Source organism: Bacillus sp. 5B6 (assembly GCF_000259405.1).
Lineage (GTDB): Bacteria > Bacillota > Bacilli > Bacillales > Bacillaceae > Bacillus > Bacillus velezensis.
In genome coordinates this window covers 3,298,501-3,312,435 of sequence record NZ_AJST01000001.1, presented here as the reverse complement: position 1 = coordinate 3,312,435, position 13,935 = coordinate 3,298,501, and the positions used below count along the sequence as shown (strand labels likewise).

General features: G+C 46.3%; 17 protein-coding genes. 16 read left to right on the top strand and 1 reads right to left on the bottom strand.

What is annotated here, in order from left to right:
* The first annotated feature begins 7 nt into the window (after window positions 1–7).
* Window positions 8–406, top strand: a complete 399-nt coding sequence (locus tag MY7_RS15840) for a F0F1 ATP synthase subunit epsilon (RefSeq protein WP_003151176.1) — start codon at window positions 8–10, stop codon at window positions 404–406.
* A gap of 44 nt (window positions 407–450) precedes the next feature.
* Here MY7_RS15840 and MY7_RS15835 read toward each other — a convergent pair whose 3' ends face one another.
* Window positions 451–921: a hypothetical protein gene (locus MY7_RS15835; protein ID WP_029325728.1), complete on the bottom strand. Its 471-nt coding sequence runs from the start codon at window positions 919–921 to the stop codon at window positions 451–453.
* 172 nt (window positions 922–1,093) lie between these two features.
* On the opposite strand from MY7_RS15835, the gene MY7_RS15830 reads away from it, so the two are divergent.
* The 15 genes from MY7_RS15830 (at window position 1,094) to ureC (ending at window position 13,833) form a co-directional block, all read left to right on the top strand.
* Window positions 1,094–1,324, top strand: coding sequence for a DUF1146 family protein (locus tag MY7_RS15830; RefSeq protein ID WP_007614366.1), 231 nt, complete (start codon window positions 1,094–1,096; stop codon window positions 1,322–1,324).
* A 141-nt stretch (window positions 1,325–1,465) separates the two neighbouring features.
* Window positions 1,466–2,206: a YwmB family TATA-box binding protein gene (locus MY7_RS15825; RefSeq protein ID WP_007614364.1), complete on the top strand. Its 741-nt coding sequence runs from the start codon at window positions 1,466–1,468 to the stop codon at window positions 2,204–2,206.
* A gap of 33 nt (window positions 2,207–2,239) precedes the next feature.
* Complete coding sequence (gene murA / locus MY7_RS15820; protein WP_007614362.1) at window positions 2,240–3,550, top strand: UDP-N-acetylglucosamine 1-carboxyvinyltransferase; 1,311 nt, start codon at window positions 2,240–2,242, stop codon at window positions 3,548–3,550.
* A gap of 199 nt (window positions 3,551–3,749) precedes the next feature.
* Window positions 3,750–4,781, top strand: coding sequence for a stage II sporulation protein D (gene spoIID / locus MY7_RS15815; RefSeq protein WP_007614360.1), 1,032 nt, complete (start codon window positions 3,750–3,752; stop codon window positions 4,779–4,781).
* A 266-nt stretch (window positions 4,782–5,047) separates the two neighbouring features.
* A complete protein-coding gene (locus tag MY7_RS15810; RefSeq protein WP_007407590.1) occupies window positions 5,048–5,734 on the top strand; it encodes a VWA domain-containing protein in 687 nt (228 codons plus the stop codon).
* Between the two features lie 308 nt (window positions 5,735–6,042).
* Window positions 6,043–6,723 (top strand): VWA domain-containing protein, encoded by a 681-nt coding sequence (locus MY7_RS15805; RefSeq protein ID WP_029325727.1) that lies wholly within the window; start codon window positions 6,043–6,045, stop codon window positions 6,721–6,723.
* Window positions 6,724–6,809: 86 nt separating this feature from the next.
* A complete protein-coding gene (locus MY7_RS19790) occupies window positions 6,810–6,974 on the top strand; it encodes a hypothetical protein (RefSeq protein ID WP_003151191.1) in 165 nt (54 codons plus the stop codon).
* A gap of 94 nt (window positions 6,975–7,068) precedes the next feature.
* On the top strand, window positions 7,069–7,857 hold the full coding sequence (gene fdhD / locus MY7_RS15800; protein WP_007614353.1) for a formate dehydrogenase accessory sulfurtransferase FdhD: 789 nt from the start codon (window positions 7,069–7,071) through the stop codon (window positions 7,855–7,857).
* 17 nt (window positions 7,858–7,874) lie between these two features.
* Window positions 7,875–8,900, top strand: a complete 1,026-nt coding sequence (gene moaA, locus MY7_RS15795) for a GTP 3',8-cyclase MoaA (protein ID WP_007614351.1) — start codon at window positions 7,875–7,877, stop codon at window positions 8,898–8,900.
* 190 nt (window positions 8,901–9,090) lie between these two features.
* A complete protein-coding gene (locus tag MY7_RS15790; protein ID WP_007614349.1) occupies window positions 9,091–10,221 on the top strand; it encodes a response regulator aspartate phosphatase in 1,131 nt (376 codons plus the stop codon).
* A 121-nt stretch (window positions 10,222–10,342) separates the two neighbouring features.
* On the top strand, window positions 10,343–10,822 hold the full coding sequence (locus MY7_RS15785) for a hypothetical protein (protein ID WP_021494817.1): 480 nt from the start codon (window positions 10,343–10,345) through the stop codon (window positions 10,820–10,822).
* Window positions 10,823–10,896: 74 nt separating this feature from the next.
* On the top strand, window positions 10,897–11,085 hold the full coding sequence (locus MY7_RS15780; protein WP_003151197.1) for a CsbD family protein: 189 nt from the start codon (window positions 10,897–10,899) through the stop codon (window positions 11,083–11,085).
* Between the two features lie 353 nt (window positions 11,086–11,438).
* Window positions 11,439–11,756 carry an urease subunit gamma gene (gene ureA, locus MY7_RS15775; protein WP_007407581.1) on the top strand — a complete coding sequence of 106 codons (318 nt, stop codon included), beginning with the start codon at window positions 11,439–11,441 and terminating at the stop codon, window positions 11,754–11,756.
* The gene (gene ureB, locus MY7_RS15770) at window positions 11,753–12,127 is read left to right on the top strand and encodes an urease subunit beta (protein WP_007614345.1); all 375 of its coding nucleotides are present in this window, start codon (window positions 11,753–11,755) and stop codon (window positions 12,125–12,127) included. Before ureA ends, ureB begins: the two co-directional genes overlap by 4 nt.
* Complete coding sequence (ureC, locus tag MY7_RS15765) at window positions 12,124–13,833, top strand: urease subunit alpha (RefSeq protein ID WP_007614343.1); 1,710 nt, start codon at window positions 12,124–12,126, stop codon at window positions 13,831–13,833. Before ureB ends, ureC begins: the two co-directional genes overlap by 4 nt.
* Window positions 13,834–13,935: the final 102 nt, after the last annotated feature.

Below are 13,935 nucleotides of genomic sequence, written 5' to 3'. Positions count from 1 at the left end.
TAAAAGCATGAAGACCGTTAAAGTCAATATCGTTACTCCCGACGGCCCAGTATATGATGCTGATATTGAAATGGTAAGTGTAAGAGCCGAGAGCGGTGATCTCGGTATCTTGCCTGGCCATATTCCGACCGTGGCTCCGCTTAAAATCGGCGCTGTCCGCCTTAAAAAAGACGGGCAGACCGAATTGGCGGCTGTCAGCGGCGGATTTTTAGAAGTCCGTCCTGATCAGGTCACTATCCTTGCACAAGCCGCTGAAACAGCGGAAAGCATTGATAAAGAGCGCGCCCTTGCTGCGAAAAAGCGGGCGGAAGACCGTTTGAACAAACGATCAGATGATACTGACATTCGTCGGGCTGAGCTTGCGCTACAGCGGGCTGTAAACAGATTGGATGTTGCAGGAAACTAAAAAAGAATCCTTCTCGGCTGTCTGAGAAGGATTCTTTTTCTATATTAACGTATAAGAGATTCATAGACGCCGATAAGCGGATGATCCTCTTCTTTTTGAAGATATAAATGTTCGCAGCAGTTGTCGGTGTGCCACGTTTTGTTTCCTCTCCGCACACCCGTCGTATAAGCGCCGTCCGTATACGGATAAGGTTTGACGACCCATTCGGCATCGTCATGGTGTCTGATGGCGCAATCGATGACATACACACTGAGCATTTTCTCAAATTCGTCAATCGGCAGGTTCCAATCCGCCAAAAGCAGCTCTTGTATGCTGCGGAAGTAAAGAGCTTCCACTTCCAGCAGGCTGCCGCGTGAATAATCAAGAGAAATGTTGAAAAACTGACATAATTCTTTCAGTTCCTCTGTTTGAGACTGTCTATAATCATAGTAGAATGCTATCGCTTCCCACTCGTGGTCAAATACGGGAAGTGTTTCTCCATACTGCTTTTCCGGATGAAAAAAGGAATGATTCATATTCCCATCTCCTTTCCAAAAAAGTATATCATGCCGGAGAACGGACATTTAAGCGGGGATTGCCCCTAATTTTGGATAAAAATTCTGATGTAAAAATGATCATCTTTCTCTCTTCTTCTTATATAATAAGAGAGGATATGAGGGACGGAAAAAATGAAAGGAGATGGGATTTGTGAATGTATTGGGGCAGCAGGCCGCAATCAGCATCCTGGTTCACCTGGTATGCATTGCGGTGACATGGTGGGCGCTTCAGGCCGTCAACTTTGATCCGCTGATCCGAAAAGGAAAAATAGTGCAGGCGAGGCTGCTGATCATTCTTCTTACCATTGCGATCGGTACGGCAGTCGCTGACTTCTTTTTAGATTATCTTACCTATTCGAAACAGCTTCCATACTTATTTTAAGATGTTTCGTCTGTTGAAATGAAGGGAATCGCTGGGTGAGAAACCAATTTTTCTTCACCCGCTTGGCGAGTTTTGACGAAGTTTTCCATGTATTGCTTTCCCCGGCTCCGGTAAAAATGGGAGTAAGGGGGAGAGATCGATATGAAGAAAAAAAGAGCAGGCCGCATCATCTTGTTTTTTGTTTTTTTAAGCGCCTTAATAGCGGTATTTCATTCCATTCATGCAAGTGAGCTGTCTCCGCTTGCCCAGATTGCCGAAGGAATGGAGCGGCAGCAGGTCACTGTAGATGAATGGACGCTTCATGCGAAAAAAAATCTGAACCTGTCACTGAGTGAATTTGATGACAAGGTAAAAGAACTGAAGACGCAGTATCCGCAATATCATTGGGAATCCGCGCGGGAAGATAAAATCGTAAAGGCCGTCGGCACGTATTCTGACAAAAAAAATCACACAACTTTTAAACTGCAGCTCGTCACTACCCTCAAAAACCAGAACCCAACTTCGTATTTATTATATGAGCAAATGAGCCCGGAGCAACCGGAAAACTGGAATGATACATATGAACAGTTTGAACGGCAGGCACATGACATATTTCAAAATAAAGTATTTATTTTTACTTGTCTAAAGGGTCATTTAAATGATAATATGAGTATTGTTTTGCAAAAAAAAGCAGAACAGCTCATGAAAGAATTTGAAGCAAGTCCAGTTGAACATGTAGTTGAGCCTCATTTCGTTTCTGTTTCTGCATTTACATATAAGTGGACAGATTACATCATGACATCGAAACATAAGATGAATGTGCAAGTTGCGCTTAGAAGTGCGGGAATGGGCGAAAAACATACCGTTACGGTTGGCACACCAATCGTGACGACTGAATATTAATATAGAGAATATAGGGACGCGGAGGGGAATACCTTGGAAAAAATCATCGTCCGCGGCGGTCAGAAGTTAAACGGCACAGTGAAAGTTGAAGGAGCAAAAAATGCCGTTTTACCAGTTATCGCTGCATCTTTATTAGCAAGTGAAGAAAAAAGCGTAATATGTGATGTACCTACGCTCTCCGATGTATATACAATTAATGAAGTGTTGCGTCATTTAGGAGCAGATGTGCATTTTGAGAATAATGAAGTTACCGTAAACGCTTCTTACGCTTTAGAAACAGAAGCACCTTTTGAATATGTGCGCAAAATGCGCGCGTCAGTGCTCGTTATGGGCCCTCTGTTAGCCCGTACGGGTCATTCAAGAGTAGCGCTTCCGGGCGGCTGCGCAATCGGCTCAAGACCGATTGATCAGCATTTAAAAGGCTTTGAAGCAATGGGTGCAAAAATCAAAGTAGGCAACGGCTTTATTGAAGCAGAAGTGGAAGGCCGTCTGCAGGGCGCAAAAATCTATTTAGATTTCCCAAGTGTGGGTGCGACAGAAAACTTGATTATGGCAGCTGCTTTAGCTGAAGGAACAACAACGCTTGAAAACGTGGCAAAAGAGCCTGAAATCGTTGACTTAGCGAACTATATCAATGCGATGGGCGGAAAAATCCGCGGAGCCGGCACAGGCACCATTAAAATTGAAGGTGTCGAGAAGCTTCACGGCGTAAGACACAACATCATTCCTGACCGTATTGAAGCGGGTACTTTCATGGTGGCTGCGGCGATCACGGAAGGAAATGTATTAGTCAAAGGTGCGGTTCCTGAGCATCTTACGTCTTTAATTGCGAAGATGGAAGAAATGGGAGTCAAAATTACGGATGAAGGAGAAGGCCTTCGTGTCATCGGTCCTGCCCAGCTGAAGCCGATCGACATTAAAACGATGCCTCACCCAGGATTCCCGACTGATATGCAGTCGCAAATGATGGCGCTGCTTCTCCGTGCGAGCGGAACAAGCATGATTACTGAAACTGTGTTTGAAAACCGTTTTATGCATGCTGAAGAATTCCGCCGGATGAATGGCGACATTAAAATTGAAGGACGTTCTGTGATCATTAACGGTCCTGTACAGCTGCAAGGCGCAGAAGTTGCCGCTACGGACCTGCGTGCGGGCGCGGCGCTGATTCTTGCGGGATTAGTGGCTGAAGGTCATACACGTGTCACGGAACTGAAGCACTTGGATCGCGGTTATGTGAATTTCCATCAAAAACTTGCGGCTCTCGGCGCTGACATCGAGCGTGTCGTTGATGAAACGGCTGCTGAACAAGAAAGCAAAGAAGTCGTAACTGACCTAAACGCATAATGGCTGTAAAAACAGTATGTCAATCTGGCATACTGTTTTTTTATGGTTTATCATCATTATTATGCTCTGATTTCCAAAAAAGAATACGTTTTTCGCGTGAAAAATGGAATAAAGATTCTGTCCAAAAGGAAGTCATATTAGCTTGTCCCTGCCCATAAGATGAAGTAGAGTCGAATCCCAAGCAGGAGGCAGCTGATATATGAAACCGATTGTATTTCTACTATCCGGGCTGTGTATACTTATTCTTCTTGTCCCCACCATTCTCGTCCTTCCGTTTCAGGCAGAAAAAGGAGCAGCCGTAAATAGAGAGCCCGGACACAAAACAGCACATACCACACGAGAAACAAAAGGAGCAGAAACATTGAAAGAATCACCTGTATCCATTCCGGTTTATCGGACATCCAATCATTCTGTAGAGAACATTCCGCTTGAAGAGTACGTGGTCGGTGTCGTGGCTTCCGAAATGCCCGCAAACTTTAAACCGGAGGCCTTAAAAGCCCAGGCGCTCGCCGCCCGGACATTCATCGTCAGACTAATGGTCGCTGACTCAGCCGTTCAGGCGCCGAAAGGATCACTGGTGGATGATACGCAAATGTTCCAAGTCTATCAAAGCAAAAGCCAGCTGAAAAAAGAATGGGGTTCTAAGTACGCACACAACCTCAAGAAAATCACAAACGCGGTGGCCGGCACGCAAGGAAAGATTTTAACGTACGACAACAAGCCGATTGAGGCATCTTTCTTCTCTACGAGCAACGGGTATACGGAAAATGCGGAAGCCTATTGGACAAGCGCCATTCCTTATTTAAAGAGCGTGAAAAGTCCGTGGGATAAGCAATCGCCGAAATATCTCGCCACCCAGACCTTCAGTGTGCCGGAGTTTCAGCAAAAGCTCGGCGTGCAGCTCTCGGGACAAAACACGGTGGGACAGATTACAGCCAGAACGCCGGGCCATCAAGTGGCGACGGCCGTCATCAACGGCAAAAAGCTGAAGGGAAGAGACATCCGGGAAAAACTCGGACTCCGTTCTGCCGACTTTGAATGGAAACGGAACGGCGGCAGCATCACCATTACGACAAAAGGATTCGGCCACGGCGTCGGGATGAGCCAGTACGGGGCCAATTACATGGCGGAGCAGGGAAAATCAGTGGCGGACATCGTCAAGCATTATTATCAGGGAGTGGACATTTCCGAAGCAGATTCATTTTTAAACAAATATATGGCGAAAAAATAGACGCTTTCATGAGCGTCTGTTTTTTTTTGAAAACTATTCCATAAACGGTAAAGCAACCAACAGACTCATATAACGAAAGCCTAAAGGCTGACAAATGTCGATTGAAGGCTGAGCGCCGGGTGTAAATCACTGATAAAAATGCCGCTTCTATGTGAATATACGCAAAAATAATGAGGAACGCCGTCCTATTTATTTCCCTTTTCATCTCATTTACGATAAATATTGTTCGGCGTTGAACGTAAATCTATTGAAAAGGGGAAAAAGCAATGAAAAAAACATTTTCACTCATACTCATGCTCGGATTGATGCTGACTGCTGCATCTCCTGCTTTTGCTGCCGAGAATGCAAACGAGAAGACTCTTTCATTTAAAAACAATACCGCCATTTTACTTGATGCGAGCGGCAGTATGGCAAAACGGATTGACGGTGTTTCTAAATACAACATGGCAAAAGAAGAAATTGTCCGTTTTGCGGATCAAATTAAATCTAAATCACAGGTCAGAATGACGGTTTTCGGTTCGGAAGGCAATAATAAAAACTCCGGAAAGGTTCAATCTTGTGAATCCATTCGCGGTGTATACGGATTCCAAAGGTTTGACAGACAGAGCTTCCTTAACTCTCTTAACGGAATCGGGCCTACGGGCTGGACACCGATTGCAAAAGCATTAGAGGATGCGAAGGCTTCCTTTACCGGTTTGCACAAACTTGGCAGTAAATCCGTTTTCCTGTTGACGGACGGCGAGGAGACATGCGGAGGAGATCCTGTTAAGACAGCGAAAGAACTTCGCAAACAGCATATTAAAGTCAACGTGATCGGCTTTGACTTTAAGGAAGGCTTCAACGGCCAGCTTCACGAGATTGCCAAAGCGGGCGGAGGAAAATATTACGAAGCTCACAGCCAAAAGGATATGAACCGCATCTTTACAATGGCAGCGAGTTCATTAGCGGAATAAGAAAAGGTGCCGTTTATCGGCCCTTTTTTTTATTTTTATTTAACAAAAATTTCAAGAAAAGGTGAAGAGAAAACTGTAAAAAGAATCAGATTCCGGACTTATATTACAAAAAGGGCGAAAAAGGCATTAAATCTGTCATCATTTATCCAATCTTTTTAGGATGATGCGCATAATTCTGTTCATTTTTAACGGTGTACAGGGCTTATACAAAAGGAATCCCGCCCTATATCTTTTTGCATACTCGTCATCTAGCATAGAGAAGAGCCGGGGGCCCATCGGCCAAAAACAAACGGAGAGGAATGAAGGAAATGAAAAAAATGTTCACTGCGGGGATTGTCGGACTTTTGACGCTTTCACTCGGATCGCCTGTTTTTGCAGCTGAGAAAAAGCACGAAGAAACAAACGTTGCCGTGCTGTTTGACGCAAGCGGAAGCATGATACAAAAAACAGGGGGAGAGCGTAAAATAGATGTCGCGAAAGAGTCTGTCACTTCTTTTGCGGAAGTTCTTCCTGAAGACACGAATCTGATGCTTCGGGTATTCGGGCATAAGGGCAATAATAAAAACTCAGGCAAAGCCGTATCATGTAATGCGACAGAAACGTTATACGGCCTTCAGCCGTACGCCGTGACTCCATTTGAGCAATCACTCAGCAAGATTAAACCGACCGGCTGGACACCGATTGCGAAAGCGCTCTCTGATACGCGTGAAGAATTTGAGCGGGCCGACGCCACGGGGAAAAACGTCGTATATCTGATCACAGACGGTGAAGAAACATGCGGCGGTAATCCTCAGGCCGAAATTCAAAAGCTCCGTAAAGCGAACGTCAACACGATCGTCAATATCATCGGCTTCAACTTCGGCATGAAAGGAAGCGAAAGCCTTGAAAAAGCGGCGGAAGCGGGAGGCGGCACATATGTCTCAGCTGACAGCGCGGACGAGTTCAAACAGGCTTGGGAAGACGCTGCAAAGGATTTAGCAAAAGAATAGGTTAAAAAAGGACGCCCGCGCGGCGTCTTTTTTGTTTAGAAAACGGAACCGCGGGAATGATACGGATAAAAAGGAGATGAACGCTGTTGTTAAAAGGAGCAGGCATTATATTAGTGCTGGCGGCAGTCGTTTTTGTTCTGATCGGAATTTTTCTGAAGCTTGCCGCCTTCATATTCGTCAGTATATTGGCCATTATCGCCGCAGTTATTTTATTCACCATTCTGAGCAGACATCATCGCAATGAAACATAGAGTCCTAAGAGGGCTCTTTTTTTAAACCGCAAATTCGACAAAATACAGGGATTGTGGAAGAATAAAAGAGAAGGATACTGCGGAGGGGAAAACAGTGGATAAAAGAACAACAGCGGTAAGGGACATATACCGCTATGAAAAAGGGGTATTAACAAAGACGGCGGATCGGATGGTTTCAGAGTATCCGCTGACCGTCATGGTGAACGGACAGGAATTTGTTACGCTCGTCTGCACGCCTGACCATTTAGAGGAACTCGTCATCGGATTTCTCGCATCAGAAGGCGTCATTCGTTTTGAAAAAGAAATCAAAAGCTTTACTATAGATGAAAGTCTCGGGTTTGCATATGTTGAACTGACGAATCCCGGGGTGCTTGAGCAAAAAGACTATACGAAGAGGGTCATCGGTTCATGCTGCGGGAAAGGCCGCCATTTTTACTTTCAGCAGGATGCGAAAACGGCCAAAACCGCCGTCAGCCGTATCACCATAACTCCTGAGACGTGCCTTCGCCTGATGAAGGAGATGCAAAGCGGAAGCGGCACCTTCCGGGAAACGGGCGGCGTCCATAATGCGGCGCTGTGCGATACGGAAAAGCTGCTCTTCATGAGGACGGATATCGGGCGCCACAACGCGCTGGATAAGCTGTACGGCTGCTGTTTGAAAAACGGAATGCCGGTCCGTGACAAGCTGATCGTCTTCAGCGGTCGGATTTCCTCAGAGGTTTTATTAAAAGCTGCAAAAATCGGCGTGTCGATTGTCATTTCAAAATCGGCGCCGACGGAGCTCGCGCTGCAAATGGCGGAAGAGCTGAACATAACCGCGATAGGTTTTGTCAGAAACGGATCATTTAACGTATACACACATCCTGAACGGGTTGAACAATAGAAAGGGGTCTTGGGCTTATGAATACAGAAACGCGCCGGGTGAAAGACAAAAGGGAAAGGCCGCTCAGGGATCTTCGTATCTCTGTAACCGACCGCTGCAACTTCAGATGCACGTACTGTATGCCAGCCGAATTATTCGGACCGGATTATCCATTTTTACAAAAGACGGAATTGCTCTCCTTCGAGGAGCTTGAGAGGCTTGCGAAGCTGTTTGTCGGCCGCTTCGGCGTTGAAAAAATCAGGCTGACGGGCGGAGAGCCGCTCATGAGAAAAGATATGCCTGAATTGATCAAAAAACTTGCGCGCATCCCCGGACTTAAAGATATCGCGATGACGACAAACGGCTCTCTGCTTCCCGTGTATGCGGAAAAACTGAAGCAGGCGGGGCTGCATCGCGTGACAGTCAGCCTCGATTCTTTAGAGGATGAGCGGTTTAAGGCCATTAACGGCCGCGGGGTTTCGGTGAACAAGGTGCTTGAGGGCATTGAGGCGGCAAAAGCGGCCGGACTCGGTGTGAAAATCAATATGGTTGTTCAAAAGGGTGTCAATGAAAAAGATATCCTGCCGATGGCCCGCTATTTTAAAGAAAAGGGTCATATTCTCCGGTTTATTGAATTTATGGATGTAGGCAATACGAATCAATGGAATAAAAAAGACGTGATCACGAAGGCCGAGATTATTGATCTGATCAACCAGCATATGCCGACGGAGCCGATAGAAGCGAATTATAAAGGAGAGGTCGCTTCCAGGTTCCGCTATCTTGACGGTTCCGGCGAAATCGGCGTGATTTCCTCCGTCTCGGATGCATTCTGCGCCTCCTGCAACAGAGCGCGCCTGTCGGCGAGAGGCGAGCTGTTTACGTGCCTGTTTGCGTCAAGCGGCTATGATGTTCGGAAACTCGTGCGCGGCGGTCTGACCGATGATGAATTGACGGAATCCATCGCTTCTGTCTGGAAAAATCGCACGGATCAGTATTCAATTGACCGCGCGCTTTCTAAAACGGATGGGAAAAAGAAAGTGGAAATGTCTTATATAGGCGGATGAAGAAAAGCTTGCCCAGACAAGGGCAGGCTTTTTTATTCACAATATGAGAGCGGTCTGTTCAAAAAATACCGATGACAGCCGAAATATATGATAGGAATTTTGATGCAGGACAATCAAGTTATGCAATTCCAAAGCCATACAATATGTTAAAATATAACCAATAGAAATTAGAAAAGGTTGTGAAAGGGGCATGACCGCATACGAGATTCCGTCATCTCAAGTTGGAGTTAAAATCAACAAATGGTACAAGCACATTTTAGCGTTTCAAGCGGCTGATGCCATAAAGCTGAAAGAGGAAATTGATGAGGATATACAACGTATGGAGGAAGACCAGCTGCTGCTGTTATATTATCAGCTGATCAGCTACCGCCATCATATTATGCTTGATTACGTCAAGCCGGAATGCACCGAACAATCACAGATTCAGTACAGCGAGCTGCAAAAGACGATCGAAAGCACGGACAGCATATCGGGACTGTCTGAGTATTATTTCCATTTGTTCAGAGGGATGTATGAATTCGATCACAATAACTATGTTGCGGCTATTTCTTTTTACCGGAAAGCGGAAAAACTCCTTTCATTTGTCGAGGATGATATAGAGAGGGCGGAATTCCATTTCAAGATGTCTGAAGTGTTTTATGTCATGAAGCAGACTCATTTTTCCATGAATCACGGGATTCAGGCGCTGGATACGTATATGAAACACGATTTCTACAGAGTGCGGAGAATTCAATGCCATTTCGTCATCTCAGGAAACTACATCGACTGCAAAAACTACGACAAAGCGCTTGAGCATTTAGACGAAGCCCTCCGCCTTTCTTTGCTTGAAGGACAGCCCCGCCTGATCGGGTCTTCGCTTTACAATCTGGGGAATTGTTATTCTGAAAAGCGCGATCTGGATGAAGCGGCCCGGTACTTTAGAAAAGCGGTTCCCGTTTTTGAAGAGCATCAGCTTGAACAGCTTCCGAAGGCGCTGTTCAGCTTAACGCACACCCTTTTCAGGCTGCATGATGACCAAGCGGCCCTTACCTATTATGAAAGAGGGGTCATGATCGCGAAAGAACGGGGCGACCGATTCAGTTTAGAGAAGTATAAGTTTTTACAAGCGCTTTATTTGGAGTCACTCAATATGGATTTAATCCATGAAGTGTTTGACTATATGAATGAAAAATCGCTGTATGTGTATATTGAAGATTTCGCCTTGGAGGCCGCCGTTTACACAAGCGGACATGGGCAATATAAAGAAGCGGCGTATTTTTATGAAAAAGCGATTCGCATGAGAGAAAACATTCAAAAAGAACAGTGTTTATACGATATATAATTTTCTTAACCATCTGCTCAGCAGATGGTTATTTTTTTATGCACATCATAACGTTTGACCATAGAAAAAAACGGAAAAATCGCAAAAGAGAGAAAAAAGTACGATGGGAAGGAGGGATTTGTTGTTCGGATTCAATGATATGATAAAGTTTTTTGTATCATTTCTCATCATTCTGCCGATGGTGTCTGTCATCCATGTGGCGGGACACAGCTTTATGGCCATGCTGTTCGGAGGCAAGGCATCATTGGATATCGGAATGGGGAAACGTCTTTTAAAAGTAGGGCCGATTCGGGTTCGGCGTATCTACTTCATAGATTCTTTCTGCAAGTTCGGCGAATTGCGGATAGATAACCGTCTGACGAGCGCGCTCGTCTATTCCGGAGGCTGTCTATTTAATCTCGCTTCTATCTTTTTAATAAATCTGCTGATCATAAAAGATGTCCTTGAGCCAAACTTATTTTTTTACCAATTTGTCTATTTTTCAACTTATTATGTTTTCTTTGCTCTTCTGCCGGTGCAATACGGGGATAATAAGCTGTCAGACGGATTGGCCGTTTACAAAGTGCTCCGCTACGGGGAACGCTGTGAAATCAATAATTGAGAGTTTACATGTTTGTGATCGGGCTGAAAGGGAAGAAAACAAGTACACAGAACAAAAAAGGAGCTGAAGAGATCATGAGTGAAGATAACGGTTTAAAAGACAAAGTAAAAGGCGGCATGAACAAAATGAAAGGGGAAGCAAAGGACAAAGCAGGCGACATGGCAAACAAGTCCGACTTAAAAGCGGAAGGTAAAAAGGACAAAGCGAAAGGCAGCCTGCAAAAGGGTGTCGGCAAAACGAAAGATAAACTCAGTGATGATTAATTTGATAGTGAAACAAAGCAAAAGCCCAAAATATTTTGGGCTTTTTGTTATGAGAAATGACAAAAATTCCAGTTCATTTGGTTAATATTCACTAAATTTTTAAATATTCTATAAATTCCCCGGCGATTTCTTTATAATATTCACATAGAATGTAACCTTTCTTCACATTTGATTAAACGTTTGTTGAAGAAAAAAATGAGAAATCGGTAAATTCTGCAAAAGGAATCGGGCCGTTCACCGTCGAATAACTTTTATCACTTAACATTTCATGAGGTGAAGGGGGTGACGGCCGCCTGCATCGTTTCGGTATGACCATGCGGATTGTGTTTGACTATCATTAAGGGGGAATACAGATGAAACTGACACCGGTTGAACAAGAAAAATTGCTTATTTTTACGGCGGGAGAGCTCGCTAAGCAGCGGAAGGCGCGCGGCGTTCTGCTGAATTATCCTGAAGCCGCCGCATATTTGACCTGTTATCTGATGGAAGGCGCGAGAGACGGAAAAAGCGTTGCTGAGCTGATGGAATCCGGCCGCAATGTATTGACGGAAAAAGACGTTATGGAAGGCGTTCCGGAAATGCTGGACAGCATTCAGGTGGAAGCGACGTTCCCGGACGGGGTTAAGCTTGTCACCGTTCATCAGCCGATCAAAGCGGAGGTGAAGTCATGAAGCCGGGAGCGATTCAAGTCGCAAAGGGGACCATCATCATTAACGAAGGCCGGAAGACGCTGGAGGTGTCAGTCACCAATAACGGAACACGGTCAGTGCAGGTAGGATCGCATTTTCATTTTGCCGAAGCCAACGGCGCCCTTTCCTTCAATCGGGACAAAGCAATCGGCATGCGCCTTGATATCCCGTCAGGCACATCTGTCCGTTTTGAACCGGGAGAAGAGAAAACCGTCACGCTCGTGGAAATCGGAGGGCGAAAAACGGTCAGAGGTCTCAACGGCATGGCCGATACGTATATGGATGAGCGGGGAAAAGAGAAGACGCTGTCAAATCTTAAAAAAGCCGGATGGATGGAGGAGGCGATCCGATGAAAATGTCACGTGAGCAATACGCAGAACTGTTCGGACCGACAACAGGAGACAAAGTCAGACTCGGAGATACGGATTTATGGATTGAAGTCGAAAAAGATTTCACGAATTACGGTGAAGAAATGATTTTCGGCGGAGGGAAAACAATCCGGGACGGCATGGGGCAGAACGGACGTATCACCGGGAAAGACGGAGCGCTTGATCTGGTCATTACAAACGCCGTTATCCTGGATTATACCGGAATCGTCAAGGCGGATATCGGGGTGAAGGACGGCCGGATTGTCGGCGTCGGAAAAAGCGGCAACCCGGATATTATGGATGGGGTGGACCCGCACATGATTATCGGTGCCGGAACAGAAGTCATTTCCGGTGAAGGGAAAATCGTAACGGCCGGCGGGGTGGATACGCATATCCACTTTATCTGCCCGCAGCAGATGGAAGTCGCGCTTTCTTCAGGCGTGACCACGCTTCTCGGCGGCGGAACGGGTCCTGCGACGGGAAGTAAAGCGACGACTTGTACATCCGGTGCATGGTACATGTCGAGAATGCTGGAAGCGGCCGAGGAGTTTCCGATCAACGTCGGTTTCTTAGGAAAAGGGAATGCATCCGATAAAGCGCCGCTGATCGAGCAGGTGGAAGCAGGCGCGATCGGCCTGAAGCTGCATGAAGATTGGGGATCAACGCCAAGCGCCATTAAAGCTTGCATGGAAGTCGCGGATGAGGCGGACATTCAGGTGGCGATCCACACAGACACGATTAATGAAGCGGGCTTTTTAGAAAATACGCTTGATGCGATCGGCGACCGGGTTATCCATACATATCACATAGAGGGAGCCGGCGGAGGCCACGCACCGGATATTATGAAACTCGCATCTTACGCCAATATCCTGCCGTCCTCTACGACGCCGACGATTCCATATACCGTCAACACGATGGACGAGCATCTTGATATGATGATGGTCTGCCATCATTTAGATTCAAAAGTCCCTGAAGACGTGGCATTCAGTCATTCACGCATCAGAGCGGCCACCATTGCGGCGGAGGATATTCTGCACGATATCGGCGCGATCAGCATGACGTCATCTGACTCGCAGGCGATGGGCAGGGTGGGAGAAGTGATTATCCGGACATGGCAGGTGGCCGATAAAATGAAAAAGCAGCGCGGCGCTCTATCAGGAGAAAACGGCAATGACAATGTGCGCGCCAAACGCTATATCGCCAAATACACGATCAACCCGGCCGTCACTCACGGCCTGAGCCATGAAGTCGGTTCCGTTGAAAAAGGGAAGCTCGCCGACCTCGTACTATGGGACCCGGTTTTCTTCGGCGTCAAACCTGAACTTGTGCTCAAAGGCGGCATGATCGCCCGCGCCCAAATGGGAGATCCGAATGCTTCCATTCCGACGCCTGAGCCCGTGTTTATGCGGCAGATGTACGCATCATACGGTAAAGCAAACCGAAATACCTCTATTACATTTATGTCCCAGGCCGGTATCGCAAACGGTGTGCCGGAAAAGCTTGGCCTTGAAAAAATGATTTCTCCCGTACGGAATATCCGTAAGCTGAGTAAGCTCGACATGAAGCTGAATGACGCGATGCCGAATATACAAGTCGATCCGAAAACCTATCAGGTGTTCGCTGACGGAGAAGAGCTGGCATGCCAGCCCGTCAGCTATGTTCCGCTCGGACAGCGTTATTTCTTATTTTAATCCCTCTCCGGCCGGTTTCCCGCCGGCCTGTTTACACCTCTATTGCCAACTTGATTTCATTTTGCCGCCCGTTTTAGTGTATATTAGTAGTTGACAAACAAA

Bases quoted from the DNA above. Each gene is read 5' to 3' on its own strand.
- MY7_RS15840 (WP_003151176.1), top strand. From the start codon at position 8: ATGAAGACCGTTAAAGTCAATATCGTTACTCCCGACGGCCCAGTATAT.
- MY7_RS15835 (WP_029325728.1), bottom strand. From the start codon at position 921: ATGAATCATTCCTTTTTTCATCCGGAAAAGCAGTATGGAGAAACACTT.
- MY7_RS15825 (WP_007614364.1), top strand. From the start codon at position 1,466: ATGAAGAAAAAAAGAGCAGGCCGCATCATCTTGTTTTTTGTTTTTTTA.
- spoIID (WP_007614360.1), top strand. From the start codon at position 3,750: ATGAAACCGATTGTATTTCTACTATCCGGGCTGTGTATACTTATTCTT.
- MY7_RS15810 (WP_007407590.1), top strand. From the start codon at position 5,048: ATGAAAAAAACATTTTCACTCATACTCATGCTCGGATTGATGCTGACT.
- MY7_RS15805 (WP_029325727.1), top strand. From the start codon at position 6,043: ATGAAAAAAATGTTCACTGCGGGGATTGTCGGACTTTTGACGCTTTCA.
- moaA (WP_007614351.1), top strand. From the start codon at position 7,875: ATGAATACAGAAACGCGCCGGGTGAAAGACAAAAGGGAAAGGCCGCTC.
- MY7_RS15790 (WP_007614349.1), top strand. From the start codon at position 9,091: ATGACCGCATACGAGATTCCGTCATCTCAAGTTGGAGTTAAAATCAAC.
- MY7_RS15780 (WP_003151197.1), top strand. From the start codon at position 10,897: ATGAGTGAAGATAACGGTTTAAAAGACAAAGTAAAAGGCGGCATGAAC.
- ureA (WP_007407581.1), top strand. From the start codon at position 11,439: ATGAAACTGACACCGGTTGAACAAGAAAAATTGCTTATTTTTACGGCG.
- ureB (WP_007614345.1), top strand. From the start codon at position 11,753: ATGAAGCCGGGAGCGATTCAAGTCGCAAAGGGGACCATCATCATTAAC.
- ureC (WP_007614343.1), top strand. From the start codon at position 12,124: ATGAAAATGTCACGTGAGCAATACGCAGAACTGTTCGGACCGACAACA.